13 protein-coding genes are annotated in these 12,010 nt (G+C 71.2%); 6 read left to right on the top strand and 7 right to left on the bottom strand.

The features are described 5' to 3' along the window. Positions 1 to 11 precede the first annotated feature (11 nt). Both IE136_RS05435 and IE136_RS05430 read right to left on the bottom strand, forming a co-directional pair. The gene (locus tag IE136_RS05435; RefSeq protein WP_189599673.1) at positions 12 to 530 is read right to left on the bottom strand and encodes a DUF2617 family protein; all 519 of its coding nucleotides are present in this window, start codon (positions 528 to 530) and stop codon (positions 12 to 14) included. 307 nt (positions 531 to 837) lie between these two features. Next, positions 838 to 1,035, bottom strand: coding sequence for a hypothetical protein (locus tag IE136_RS05430; RefSeq protein ID WP_162467832.1), 198 nt, complete (start codon positions 1,033 to 1,035; stop codon positions 838 to 840). A 94-nt stretch (positions 1,036 to 1,129) separates the two neighbouring features. On the opposite strand from IE136_RS05430, the gene IE136_RS05425 reads away from it, so the two are divergent. Both IE136_RS05425 and IE136_RS05420 read left to right on the top strand, forming a co-directional pair. Beyond that, a complete protein-coding gene (locus IE136_RS05425; RefSeq protein WP_158988386.1) occupies positions 1,130 to 2,329 on the top strand; it encodes a pyridoxal phosphate-dependent aminotransferase in 1,200 nt (399 codons plus the stop codon). Between the two features lie 252 nt (positions 2,330 to 2,581). Beyond that, positions 2,582 to 3,754 (top strand): putative hexosyltransferase, encoded by a 1,173-nt coding sequence (locus IE136_RS05420; RefSeq protein ID WP_373309015.1) that lies wholly within the window; start codon positions 2,582 to 2,584, stop codon positions 3,752 to 3,754. 13 nt (positions 3,755 to 3,767) lie between these two features. Here IE136_RS05420 and IE136_RS05415 read toward each other — a convergent pair whose 3' ends face one another. Continuing rightward, positions 3,768 to 4,304: a YbjN domain-containing protein gene (locus IE136_RS05415; protein WP_158988388.1), complete on the bottom strand. Its 537-nt coding sequence runs from the start codon at positions 4,302 to 4,304 to the stop codon at positions 3,768 to 3,770. 106 nt (positions 4,305 to 4,410) lie between these two features. Between IE136_RS05415 and IE136_RS05410 the strand changes: the two genes are divergently transcribed. Further along, the gene (locus IE136_RS05410) at positions 4,411 to 4,872 is read left to right on the top strand and encodes a hypothetical protein (RefSeq protein WP_189599672.1); all 462 of its coding nucleotides are present in this window, start codon (positions 4,411 to 4,413) and stop codon (positions 4,870 to 4,872) included. Between the two features lie 15 nt (positions 4,873 to 4,887). On the opposite strand, the gene clpB is transcribed toward IE136_RS05410, so the two are convergent. Further along, positions 4,888 to 7,473: an ATP-dependent chaperone ClpB gene (gene clpB, locus IE136_RS05405; protein WP_189599671.1), complete on the bottom strand. Its 2,586-nt coding sequence runs from the start codon at positions 7,471 to 7,473 to the stop codon at positions 4,888 to 4,890. Between the two features lie 94 nt (positions 7,474 to 7,567). Between clpB and IE136_RS05400 the strand changes: the two genes are divergently transcribed. Then, positions 7,568 to 7,972, top strand: coding sequence for a pyridoxamine 5'-phosphate oxidase family protein (locus tag IE136_RS05400; protein WP_158988391.1), 405 nt, complete (start codon positions 7,568 to 7,570; stop codon positions 7,970 to 7,972). Between the two features lie 108 nt (positions 7,973 to 8,080). Here the strand turns inward: IE136_RS05400 and IE136_RS05395 are convergent, their stop codons facing one another. Further along, a complete protein-coding gene (locus IE136_RS05395) occupies positions 8,081 to 8,401 on the bottom strand; it encodes a Rieske (2Fe-2S) protein (RefSeq protein WP_158988392.1) in 321 nt (106 codons plus the stop codon). 403 nt (positions 8,402 to 8,804) lie between these two features. Here IE136_RS05395 and IE136_RS05390 point away from each other — a divergent pair, with 403 nt between their 5' ends. After that, positions 8,805 to 9,788, top strand: a complete 984-nt coding sequence (locus tag IE136_RS05390) for a helix-turn-helix transcriptional regulator (RefSeq protein ID WP_189599670.1) — start codon at positions 8,805 to 8,807, stop codon at positions 9,786 to 9,788. Positions 9,789 to 9,807: 19 nt separating this feature from the next. After that, positions 9,808 to 10,275: a hypothetical protein gene (locus tag IE136_RS05385; protein ID WP_189599669.1), complete on the top strand. Its 468-nt coding sequence runs from the start codon at positions 9,808 to 9,810 to the stop codon at positions 10,273 to 10,275. Positions 10,276 to 10,345: 70 nt separating this feature from the next. Here the strand turns inward: IE136_RS05385 and IE136_RS05380 are convergent, their stop codons facing one another. Both IE136_RS05380 and dnaJ read right to left on the bottom strand, forming a co-directional pair. Continuing rightward, a complete protein-coding gene (locus IE136_RS05380) occupies positions 10,346 to 10,795 on the bottom strand; it encodes a heat shock protein transcriptional repressor HspR (RefSeq protein ID WP_158988394.1) in 450 nt (149 codons plus the stop codon). A gap of 4 nt (positions 10,796 to 10,799) precedes the next feature. Next, the gene (gene dnaJ, locus IE136_RS05375; protein WP_158988395.1) at positions 10,800 to 11,990 is read right to left on the bottom strand and encodes a molecular chaperone DnaJ; all 1,191 of its coding nucleotides are present in this window, start codon (positions 11,988 to 11,990) and stop codon (positions 10,800 to 10,802) included. Positions 11,991 to 12,010: the final 20 nt, after the last annotated feature.

Here is a 12,010-nt window from a genome sequence, read left to right as displayed (position 1 = left end):
GAGCCGGCGCATCAGCGCGTAGCAGGCTTACGAACGCCGATCTGGGTCCTGGTGGCCACCAACTGCCCTTCCTGCGGGTACGCGTGCCAGGTGCGCCACCGCACCTGGCCCTCGTGGCGCTGCGCCACCATCGCCGTGAAGGCGTGCGGGGAGCCGGGGAAGGTCCCCGCGAGGCCGTTGGGATGGTCGGCGACGAGGGCGAGCAACTCCTGGGCGCGGCCCGCGAACGAGCCACGGGACAACGTTTCGACGCGGGCGGCGAATTCGTACTCCCACTCGCCGATGCGCTTGGAGACGCCCAGCGGCAGCGGCGTGCTGCTGCCGGGCATGCAGGCGACGGTCTCCGAACAGCTGCGCTCCTCTTCCTCCAGAAGCACCTGGTGCGAGGCACCGAGCAGCCTCAACTGCACTTTGGCGCCGTTCAGTTCGAGATCGAGTACGGCGAGAGCGGGCAGCGGCTCGCGGCCCAGCGCCCAGGCCAGGTCGGCCGCGCGCGTGTCGGTATAGGTGGTCTTCAGGGTCGTGAGCATGGGTCGGCTCCGCAAGCACGGTTTGGCGGGTGGGCCGGGGGCGCCCCGGAGAAAGGGTTCAACGGGAGTGGGGGATCGCCACTCGGGTCCACACACGGTCCGAGGGCTGTCTTTATCAACAGCGAGGGAATCATGGACGTTGAACGACTCGCAGCGCTTTTACCCAACTTGACGTGGTTTCCATCCCCTTCGGGGACCCCTCTGTTCACTTGTTCAATCAGAGTCGACGGGGCCTTTGACGCAGGGATGCCCGGCAGGCTTCCAACCGGCCGGGCACCTCGGTGAGCGCGGAGTCGACTGCCCCGTGTCAGTCGCCCCCGCCACCGCCTCCGCAGCCGCCTCCGCCCCCGCAGGACGAGCCGCCTCCGCAGCCGCCGCCCCCGCCCGACGAGCCGCCGCCGCTCTCCCACCGGCTGCGCCGGCGCCCCCGTGAGCCGCCACCGCGCGCGGCCGCGAAGACCAGGACGATGAGGAGGATCAGTCCTCCGATCACCAGTGCTTCCATCCGTGTCACCCCCGTGTGTCTGTGGTGGGAGGGGGATGCCCTGCACGGCCCCGCTCCCAACCGGACTTGAGGAACTCCAGAGCTTCGCCGCAGGATGGCGGGCATGACACGACCGCTGCTCAACCGCCGGCTCGCCCCGTTCGGGACGACGATCTTCGCCGAGATGTCGGCGCTGGCCGCCCGGACCGGCGCGATCAACCTCGGCCAGGGCTTCCCCGACACCGACGGCCCGGAGGAGATCCGGGAGGCGGCGGTCCGGGCGCTGCGCGACGGGCGCGGCAATCAGTACCCGCCGGGACCCGGTGTGCCGGAGCTGCGCACGGCCGTCGCCGAGCACCAGCTGAAGCGGTACGGTCTCGCCTTCGACCCCGACACCGAGGTCCTGGTCACCGCGGGCGCGACCGAGGCGATCGCCGCCTCCCTCCTCGCCCTGCTCGAACCGGGCGACGAGGTCATCGCCCTGGAGCCGTACTACGACTCGTACGCCGCCTGCATCGCCATGGCGGGCGGGACCCGCGTACCGGTCACCCTCCGTCCGCAGGAGGGCCCCGTCGGCGGAGCCGCCGAGGGCCGCTACGTCCTCGACCTGGACGAACTGCGGGCCGCCGTCACCGACCGCACCCGGCTCATCCTCCTCAACACCCCCCACAACCCCACCGGTACGGTCCTCAGCCGCGCCGAGCTGACCGCGATCGCGGAGCTGGCGGTCGAGCGGGACCTGCTCGTCGTCACGGACGAGGTATACGAACACCTCGTCTTCGACGAGGCGGCGCACATCCCGATCGCGAGCCTGCCGGGGATGCGGGAGCGCACGGTCACCATCGGCTCGGCCGGCAAGACCTACTCCTTCACCGGCTGGAAGGTCGGCTGGATCACCGCGACGCCCGGACTGACCGGCGCCGTCCGGTCCGCCAAGCAGTACCTGACGTACGTCTCCTCGGGCCCGTTCCAGTACGCCGTCGCCGAGGCGCTGCGGCTGCCCGACTCGTACTACGACGCGCTCCGCGCCGACCTGCGGGCCAAGCGCGACCTCCTCTGCGGCGGGCTCGCCCGGGCGGGTTTCGCGGTGTACCGGCCGGCCGGCACGTACTTCGTCACCACCGACATCCGCCCGCTCGGCGAGACCGACGGGTTCGCGTTCTGCCGCTCCCTGCCGGAGCGCGCCGGCGTGGTCGCCATCCCCAACGCGGTCTTCTACGACCACCGCGAGGAGGGCGCCCCCTTCGTGCGCTTCGCCTTCTGCAAGCGGACGAGTGTCCTGGAGGAGGCGGTGTCACGGCTGCGGGGGCTGTGACGAGGACGGGCGAGGTCACGAGGGGGAGCGGCGCGGCTTCGGGATGAGGGCGGGGGCGGTCTCCCGCACCACCGTGCGGGAGTGCACCGGACCTGGGCCTCCGCTGTCACGGCGCCACGCACGCGCCGCCCCCACCCCGGAATGTTCCACCCGGTTGGGCCCACCGCTCGCGCGCGCCCCCCGCGCGCCCCGGTGATAGTCGGGTAGACCGATTTGTCGGGCCGACCTGATTCCCGCGCACGGAGGTGCACCCTGTCCGCCGAGACTCTCGACCGGCCGACGTCCGCCGGTGCCCGGAGCGTCCCCCGCTGGCGGGCCTCGCTGCACCGGGCCGCTCCCGCGCTCGGGCTCTTCGCCGCCGCCCGGCTGACCGGGATGCTCGTGCTCGCGCTCTGGTCCTGGCACATCGGGCGCTCGCCGCGTGCGCTGCTCGCGAAGTCCTGGGACTCCGACTGGTACACCCGGATCGCCGCGCACGGCTACGGCCGCACGCTCCACTGGCCCGATGGCGTCGTCCAGTCCGATCTGGCCTTCTTCCCGCTCTACCCGGGCCTTGTCCGGGCCGTCACCACCGTCCTGCCGGTCACCGGCGGCACCGCCGGGCTGCTCCTGTCCTGGCTCGCGGCGGGCGCGGCGGCGTGGGGGATCTACCTGGTCGGGGAGCGTTTGTACGGGCGGCCCGCCGCGGTCCTCCTCGTGCTGCTCTGGGGCCTGCTGCCGCACTCGATCGTGCTGACCATGGCGTACACCGAGCCGCTGATGACCGCATTCGCCGCCTGGTCGCTGTACGCGCTCCTCACCGGCCGGTGGCTGTGGGCGGGCACCCTGGCCGCCCTGGCCGGGCTCTCGCGGCCCAACGGCATCGCCATCGCCGCGGCGGTCCTCGTGGCGGCGGCGTGCGAGCTGTGGCGCGACAGGAGTGCGCCGTGGCGGGTGTGGGCGGGTGCGGCGCTCGCGCCGGTCGGCTGGCTCTCGTACCTGCTGTGGGTCGGCGCCCGGCGCGGCGATCTCGTCGGCGGCTACTTCGCCGTCCAGGACGGCTGGACCTCGCGGTTCGACTTCGGGATCGGCGCGCTGCGCTTCGTACGGGAGATGCTCAGGGGGCCGACGCAGTTCGGCTTCGTGATGGCGCTGGTGATCACGGCGGCCGGCGTCCTGCTCTTCGCGCTGCTCGCGCTCGTGGAACGGCCCCCGCTGCCGGTCCTGGTCTACACGGGCGTGCTCGTCGTCATCACGGTCTTCGGCTCCGGCTTCTTCGAGTCCAAGCCGCGCTTCCTGCTGCCCGCGTTCCCCCTGCTGCTGCCGCTGGCCCTGGCATTGACGAGAGCCCGGCCGAGGGCTGCGATCGTGGTGATCGCGGCCCTGGCCGGGCTCTCGTTCAGCTACGGGGTGTACGCGCTGACGCTCGCGCGCATGGCCCTGTGACCGAGGGGTCCGTCTACTCGCCGGACTCGCCGGACTCCTTGTCCTCGGGGGACTGGAGGCCGAACTGCTCCACGAGCCACTTGTCGAACTCGATCGAGGCGCGGACCCAGCTGACCGTGGAGGACACGAAGTGCTCCAGGGCGACGCCGGTGCCGATCAGCATCTGCGCCTCGCCGATGAGGCGGAGGGTGGCCGAGCCGTCCTCCTCCTCGTGCAGGTGCGTGTAGACCTTGGGCCACAGGGTGCGGCGGTTCCAGTCGTCGATCGCGTCGAGGATCTTGACGCGGTCGTCGGCCGAGTGGGGGCGGTCGTAGAACGTCCGCACCGAGAAGACCCGCTGGTCCTCGTCGCCGCGGAACATGAAGTACGTCCGGAATTCCTCCCACGGCGCCGCGAGGTCACCCTCGTCGTCGACGACGTACTTCAGCTCCATCTGGTCCAGGAGCTGCTTGACCAGGTCCTGGTCGGGGACGACGGGGCCCGCCGGTCCTGCGGCCTGAGGCTGGGGCTGGCCCCCGAAATTCGGAATCGAGGACGGGTCGATGCTCACCGTGAATATCCCTTCGTACGGTTGCCGCCATCCTCTCCCATGCCGGGCGGTCCATGGCAAGCCCCGTCTGCCGCGATCCGCTGCGGGCTGACAAGATCTGATGCCTATGGGGGAGAATCCGAAACCGGTGAAGCCGCGCCTGCGCACCTGGATCTGGGTGTCGGTACTGGTGACGGTGGTCTGCGGCGGCCCGCTCGCCCTGTTGGTGTGGGGTGCGATCGCGTTCGGCCAGGCGGGCGATCCGAAGCCCGTGGACTGCGCACAGGCGATGAAGTGGGCCCAGGCGACCCTGCCGAAGAGCGCGCGGGAGCCCCGGTGCGCGACGGCGAGCTGGCTGGACACCTACGTCACGGCCGATTTCCGGATGCCGCGCGCCGAGGTCGCCGGCTGGCTCGCCGGGACCTACCCGGGCACGGAACCGGACAAGCAGGAGTTCTGCGAGGCCGACCTGTGTCTGAACGTGCAGTACGGCCAGGCGGTCGAGCCGCACGGCCCGGTCGGGGTCGACGTGAAGGTGACGTACGAGGGCGAGACCGCCCTCGTACGTCTCAGGGCCTTCAACACCTGACCCGGAACGTCGCGCCTACCGCGCCGGGCCCACGATCAGGCCGTCCTCGAACCGGTCCACCCGTACCGTGTCGCCGTCCACGACCTCGCCCGCGAGGATCTCCTTCGCGAGCCGGTCGCCGATCGCCGTCTGGATCAGGCGGCGCAGCGGCCGGGCACCGTAGGCCGGGTCGTTGCCCTCCTCGGCCAGCCACCGCAGCGCGTCCGGGGTGACGTCGAGGGTGAGCCGGCGTTCGGCCAGGCGCGCCGCGAGCCGGTCGATCTGGAGCCGCGCGATCCGGCCCAGCTGCTCCTCGCCGAGCGCCGAGAAGACCACCAGGTCGTCGAGCCGGTTGAGGAACTCCGGCTTGAAGGAGGCCCGTACGACGTCCATGACCTGCTGCTTCTTCTGCTCCTCCGAGGTCAGCGGGTCGACGAGGTACTGGCTGCCGAGGTTGGACGTCAGGATCAGGATGGTGTTGCGGAAGTCCACCGTCCGTCCCTGGCCGTCGGTCAGCCGGCCGTCGTCGAGGACCTGGAGCAGGATGTCGAAGACCTCCGGGTGAGCCTTCTCCACCTCGTCGAGCAGGACCACGCTGTACGGGCGGCGGCGGACCGCCTCCGTCAGCTGGCCGCCCTCCTCGTACCCGACGTAGCCGGGCGGGGCGCCGACCAGCCGGGCGACGGAGTGCTTCTCGCCGTACTCCGACATGTCGATACGGACCATGGCCCGCTCGTCGTCGAAGAGGAAGTCCGCGAGCGCCTTCGCCAGCTCGGTCTTGCCGACACCGGTGGGGCCGAGGAAGAGGAAGGAGCCGGTGGGACGGTCGGGGTCGGCGATGCCGGCCCGGGTCCGCCGCACGGCGTCGGAGACGGCCTGGACGGCCTCGGTCTGGCCGACCAGGCGCCGCCCGAGCTCCTCCTCCATGCGCAGCAGCTTCTGCGTCTCGCCCTCCAGGAGGCGGCCGGCCGGGATTCCCGTCCAGGAGCCCACCACGTCGGCGATGTCGTCGGGGCCGACCTCCTCCTTGACCATGGTGTCCCGCGCGACCTCCTGCTCGGCCTCGGAGGCCTCCGCCAGCTCCCGCTCCAGGGCCGGGATCTCGCCGTAGAGGAGCTTGGAGGCGGTGTCGAAGTCGCCGTCGCGCTGGGCGCGCTCGGCCCGGCCGCGCAGCTCGTCGAGGCGCTCCTTGAGCTCGCCGACGCGGTTGAGGGACTGCTTCTCCTTCTCCCAGCGGGCGGTCAGGCCGCGCAGCTCCTCCTCGCGGTCGGCGAGGTCGCGCCGCAGCTTCTCCAGCCGCTGCCTGCTCGCCGCGTCGGTCTCGTTCTTGAGCGCGAGCTCCTCCATGCGCAGCCGGTCGACGGACCGCTGCAGCTCGTCGATCTCGAGCGGCGAGGAGTCGATCTCCATCCGGAGGCGGGAGGCGGCCTCGTCGACGAGGTCGATGGCCTTGTCGGGGAGGAAGCGGGAGGTGATGTACCGGTCCGAGAGGGTGGCCGCGGCCACGAGCGCGGAGTCGGCGATCTGGACCTTGTGGTGGGCCTCGTACCGGCCCTTGAGTCCGCGCAGGATCGCGATGGTGTCCTCGACGGACGGCTCGGCGACGAGGACCTGCTGGAAGCGGCGCTCCAGGGCGGGGTCCTTCTCGATCCGCTCGCGGTACTCGTCGAGGGTGGTCGCGCCGACCATGCGCAGCTCGCCGCGGGCCAGCATGGGCTTGAGCATGTTGCCGGCGTCCATGGCGGAGTCGCCGCCGGCGCCCGCGCCGACGACGGTGTGCAGCTCGTCGATGAAGGTGATGATCTGCCCGTCGCTCGCCTTGATCTCGGACAGGACGGTCTTCAGGCGCTCCTCGAACTCGCCGCGGTACTTCGCGCCGGCGACCATCGCGCCGAGGTCGAGCGAGACGAGGCGCTTGTTCTTCAGCGACTCGGGCACGTCGCCCTTCACGATCCGCTGGGCGAGGCCCTCGACGACGGCGGTCTTGCCGACGCCGGGCTCTCCGATGAGGACCGGGTTGTTCTTGGTGCGGCGGGACAGCACCTGGACGACGCGCCGGATCTCCTGGTCGCGCCCGATGACGGGGTCCAGCTTTCCCTCGCGCGCGGCCGCCGTGAAGTCCGTACCGAACTTCTCCAGCGCCTTGTACTGACCCTCCGGGTCGGGTGTGGTCACCCGGCGCCCTCCCCTTGCCTTCTCGAACGCGTCCAGGAGCTTGGCGGCGCTCGCCCCCTGCCGGGCCAGCACCTCGCCCGCCGCTCCGCCCTTCGCCGCGATCCCGATGAGCAGGTGTTCGGTGGACAGATAGTCGTCCCCGAGCTGCTTGGCTCGCTCGTCGGCGTCGGCGACGACGGCGAGCAGCTCACGGTTGGGCTGCGGCGGCGCGACCGTGGAACCGGTCACGCTGGGCTGGGCGGCGAGCAGCCGCTCCGCACCGGACCGTACAGCGGCCTGGTCGGCCTCGGCGGCGGCGAGCAGGTCGATGATGTTCTCGTTGTCCTGTCCCGAGAGCAGCGCGAGCAGCAGATGCGCGGGCGTGAGGTCGGGATGGCCGTCGGACACGGCGCGGCTGGTGGCCGTGTTGAGGGCGTCCCGGCTCCTGTTGGTCAGTTCGGCGTCCACGTGCGGTGTCTCCTCCTGTCGTCGTCCTGCCCTTGGCTGACTCGTCCAACCCACACAAAGTTGAGTCTATTCCACTCAAGGATAAGGTCGCGGCATGGCGACTGACCCGAGGAACCCGGACGACGCGTATCTCAGCTTCTGGCGCGAGTACCACATGTGCACCCTGACGACCCCGCGCGCGGACGGTACGCCGCACGTGGTGGCGGTGGGGGTGACGTACGACCCGGAGAACGGCCTGGCGCGGGTCATCACCAACAAGCACAGCCACAAGGTCGCCAACGTACTGGCGGCGGGCCCGGAGGGGGCGCGGGTGGCCGTCTGCCAGGTGGACAAGGGCCGCTGGGCGACCCTGGAGGGCGTCGCGCGCATCCGCACGGAGGGTGAGGTCGTCGCGGACGCGGTGGAGCGTTACGCGGCCCGCTACGGCCGCACGCCGGCGCCGAACCCGGACCGGGTGGTCATCGAGATCGCGCTCACGCGGGCGATGGGCCGGGCGTAGCGGACGCACACCTTCGGGGAGCACAGCGGCGCCATCGCGTTTCAGGTCCGCGATGGCGCCGCTGTGTGGGGGAAGCACCTGAGCGATCTACAACGACGGGGGAACCGCTCAGGCACTGCGGGGGGTGGCGGTGGTGGTCTCGGACTCGACCAGCTGGTGGTCCCGCTGATCGAGATTGACGAAAATCATGCCGTACCGGATGGCACAGCGAACGGGCTGCGGAGCTCCTCGAGGCCGCCGCAGGCACCGGTAGGCGCGAACGTCCTCGTCCTGCTCACGAGCGACGACGATCGGTTCTCCGAAGAGGGTGACCATCAACGAATCACCACGGTGGGGGATGGCCGTGACGAGATCGATGAAATGCCACCCGGATCGATAGGCCGAGGCCATCTCTCGCCGGAAGACCCGGTCGTCCGGCGGCACGGTCATGCGCCCGCGCCCGCCGGGGCAGAGTCCCATGTCGGCTCACGCTCGCCGGTCGTGCCGGAGTCCCACGTGGGCTCGCCCACGGCCGTCGGAGCGAGGTCCCACGTGGGCTCACCCGCGACCGTCTTCACGAAGTCCCACGTCGGCTCGCCGGGAGCCGCGACAACGTTGTTCGCCGGCGGCGTGTCCCACGTCGGCTCGCCGTTGGCGGCGAGAGCGCCAAGAGCAGCCGCTGCAGCGAAAGCTATGGCGCCAAGTGCACGAACCATCCTGGTCATGGCCGATCTCCACCTCTTTTGATCATTACCTCCTCCCCCGCGAATAAGACGATGGCTCACTCCGAACCCTTCCACCAGCGGTGCCAGGCATCATGTTCCTGTAATTCAGGACCCTGAGGGGGGTGCAAATGGAGCCGGAACAGGGCGATACGGACGCCGGGCACGGTCCGGGCGAGCTGTGCGACGCCGGAAGGCGTCTGTACGCGACCGCGCTGCGGGCCGGCCGGATCTCCCGCGCGGAGGTGGAATCCGTCCCGTGCCTGATCGAACTGGCCCTGCTGCACCCGGATCCGGACGATTCCCAGTGGCTGCGGCCGATACCGCCGTCCATCGCGCTGAACAAGCTCATACACCCCATCGAGAGGGAGATCCAGCAGCGCCGGCAGCTCGCCATCTCCCTGGCGGACACGTTCGAGCCATTCATGACGATCAACGCCCCGGACCCCTCCGCGACCCAGGCGATCACCGTCCTCGAAGGCCTCAGCCTCATCAACGCCACCCTCGACCGCGTCATCAACGAGTGCACCGAGGAACTGCTCACCATCCAGCCGGGCAGCGGCCGCAAGCCCGAGGTGGTGCAGGCCGGACTGCGCCGCGTGGAGCCGCTGCTCGACCGGGGCATCCGGATGCGCACGCTCTACCAGCACACCGCCCGGCACCACTCCGCGACCATGGGGTACGTCGAGCGGATCGCCCCCTACGGACTGGAGGTGCGCACACTCGAGGAGATCATCGACCGGCTGATCATCGTCGACCGCAAGATCGCCTTCGTGCCGGCGCGCCGGGACCGGCGGGTCGCCCTCGAACTGCGGCACGAAGGGCTCGTCCAGTACCTCGTCGGCGTCTTCGACCAGTTCTGGCTCCACGGCGTGCCGTGGGAGGACGAGATCCCGTACAGCCCGTCCGTGGACGGGATCGGCGGGGTGCAGCGCTCGATCGCCAAACTCCTCGTCGAGGGCCACGTCGACGAGGCCATCGCCCGCCGCCTCGGCATGAACGTCCGCACCTGTCGCGCCCACATAGCCAAACTCGCCGCCGCGCTGGGCAGCGGCAGCCGGGCGCAGCTCGGCTACCTGATCGCCCAGTCGGGAATCCTGGACCAGGACGGCTGAGGACCCGGGGGCGCTGAGGATGTACGCACAGATCGACCTGGACGGGCCCGCCGGGACCCTGCGGGTGTCCGGGTACGGGATGCCCACCGTGGAGCTCGTACGGGCGACGGGGGCCACGGTGAACCGGCTCGTCCCCATCGGGACCCGCCGCCCCGCGCAGCTCACCCTCACCGTCGACGGCGCGCCCGCCCGCATCCGGCCCGCCCGGGGGCGGCTGCTGCGCCGTTCGTACCGGGTCGACGCGCGGGTCCAGGGGACCCGCTACCGCCTGATGCCCTACGCGTACGACAGGAGCCGGCTGACCCGTGACGGGCGCCGGATCGGCGCGCTGTCGTCCACCGGGAACGGCCGGGTCGACGCCGACTGGGCCGTCGGCGCCTCCCCCCGGGACATCGCCGTCGGCACCGCGCTGGCCGCCGCGTTCGGCACCGGCGCCGCACCCTGGTTCGAGACGGTCGGGGACATCGTGAGCGAACTGATCCCGTGATCCGAAGAGCGTGAAGGCCCCCTCCGGAGGGAGGGGGCCTTCACGCCGCTTCAGGTCACACGGCTTCAGGTCACTCGGGACGCTTGGGCCGCCAGACCACCAGGGCGCTCGCCTGCTGCACATCCTGGTACGGCACCAGGTCGCGCCGGTACGAGGCATGCACCTGCGCCTCCCGCTGCTGCATCGCCATGGCAGCGCCGTCCAGGGCCGCCGACAGCTCCGCGACCCTGGCCTGCAGCGCCGCGACCTGGTTCTCCAGCTCGATGATGCGCTTGATGCCGGCCAGGTTGATGCCCTCGTCCTGCGACAACTGCTGGACCGTGCGCAGCAGTTCGATGTCGCGGGCCGAGTAGCGCCGGCCCCGCCCGGCCGTGCGGTCGGGAGAGACCAGGCCGAGACGGTCGTACTGCCGGAGGGTCTGCGGGTGCAGGCCCGAGAGCTGGGCCGCCACCGAGATGACGTACACCGGGCTCTCGTCGGTCAGCTCGTAGGGGTTACGGCTACGTCCTGGTCGGTCCATCGCGTCAAGCTCCCTTCGCCGCCTGGAACAGCTCTGCCCTGGGGTCCTCGCCCGCCGTCGCCTCGCGGTAGGTCTCGAGCGCCTCGCGGGCCTTGTCGTCCAGCTCCGTGGGCACCGCGACCTCGACCGTCACCAGCAGGTCGCCGCGCGTGCCGTCCTTGCGGACGGCGCCCTTGCCGCGGGCGCGCATCGTCCGGCCGTTCGGGGTGCCGGCGGGAAGCTTCAGTGTCACCGGCGGACCGCCGAGGGTCGGCACCTTGACCTCGCCGCCGAGCGCCGCCTCGGCGAAGGTGACGGGCACGGTGACGGTCAGATTGTCGTCCCTGCGGCCGAAGACCGGGTGGGTGTCGACGTGGACGACGACGTACAGGTCGCCCGCCTGGCCGCCGCGCTCGCCCGGAGCGCCCTTGCCGCGCAGCCGGATCCGCTGGCTGTCGGAGACGCCCGCCGGGATACGGACCTGCATGGTGCGGGAGGACTTGGCCCGCCCGCTGCCCTTGCAGACCTCACAGGGGGTCTCGGCGATCAGGCCGCGGCCCTTGCAGTCCACGCACGGGTCGGTGAGCGAGAACGAACCGCTGCCGCCGCGCGAGACCTGGCCGGTGCCGACACAGGTCGGACACACCCGGGGCGTGCCGTTCTTGTCGCCGGTGCCCGAACACGCCTTGCAGGGCGCCTGCGAGGACATCCGCAGGGGAACGGTCGCGCCCTCGATGGCCTCGGTGAAGCTGAGCGTCACCTCGGACTCGATGTCCTGGCCGCGGCGCGGCTGCGTCCGCGTTCCCGGACCACCGCCCGCGCCCCGGTTGAACAGCCCGCCGAACACGTCGCCGAGGCCGCCGCCGAAGCCGCCCGCCCCGCCCGCGCCGCCGGGACCCTGGGCGCCCCCGAAGAGGTCGCCCAGGTCGAAGTTGAACGTGCCGCCCGCACCGCCCGGTCCGGCCCGGAAGCCGCCGTTGCCGAAGAGCGCGCGAGCGTCGTCGTACTCCTTGCGCTTCTTGGGGTCACCGAGGATGTCGTTCGCCTCGGAGATCTCCTTGAACCGCGCCTCGGCGCTCGCGTCGCCCTTGTTGGCGTCCGGGTGGTTCTCGCGGGCGAGCTTCCGGTACGCCTTCTTGATCTCGGCCTCGGTGGCGTCCTTGGGGACGCCGAGAACCTTGTAGTAGTCCTTCTCGACGAAGTCCTTCGTGCTCATCGACGTCCCTCCTCCCGGAC

This window comes from Streptomyces lateritius (assembly GCF_014649715.1).
Lineage (GTDB): Bacteria > Actinomycetota > Actinomycetes > Streptomycetales > Streptomycetaceae > Streptomyces > Streptomyces lateritius.
The sequence above is the reverse complement of the archived record's forward strand: the minus strand, read 5'-3'. Positions and strand labels throughout refer to the sequence as shown.

Excerpts from the sequence above, each read along its gene's own strand:
- IE136_RS05435 (WP_189599673.1), bottom strand. The coding sequence starts at position 530 with ATGCTCACGACCCTGAAGACCACCTATACCGACACGCGCGCGGCCGAC.
- IE136_RS05430 (WP_162467832.1), bottom strand. The coding sequence starts at position 1,035 with ATGGAAGCACTGGTGATCGGAGGACTGATCCTCCTCATCGTCCTGGTC.
- IE136_RS05425 (WP_158988386.1), top strand. The coding sequence starts at position 1,130 with ATGGCGGGCATGACACGACCGCTGCTCAACCGCCGGCTCGCCCCGTTC.
- IE136_RS05410 (WP_189599672.1), top strand. The coding sequence starts at position 4,411 with ATGGGGGAGAATCCGAAACCGGTGAAGCCGCGCCTGCGCACCTGGATC.
- IE136_RS05400 (WP_158988391.1), top strand. The coding sequence starts at position 7,568 with ATGGCGACTGACCCGAGGAACCCGGACGACGCGTATCTCAGCTTCTGG.
- IE136_RS05395 (WP_158988392.1), bottom strand. The coding sequence starts at position 8,401 with ATGACCGTGCCGCCGGACGACCGGGTCTTCCGGCGAGAGATGGCCTCG.
- IE136_RS05390 (WP_189599670.1), top strand. The coding sequence starts at position 8,805 with ATGGAGCCGGAACAGGGCGATACGGACGCCGGGCACGGTCCGGGCGAG.
- IE136_RS05385 (WP_189599669.1), top strand. The coding sequence starts at position 9,808 with ATGTACGCACAGATCGACCTGGACGGGCCCGCCGGGACCCTGCGGGTG.
- IE136_RS05380 (WP_158988394.1), bottom strand. The coding sequence starts at position 10,795 with ATGGACCGACCAGGACGTAGCCGTAACCCCTACGAGCTGACCGACGAG.
- dnaJ (WP_158988395.1), bottom strand. The coding sequence starts at position 11,990 with ATGAGCACGAAGGACTTCGTCGAGAAGGACTACTACAAGGTTCTCGGC.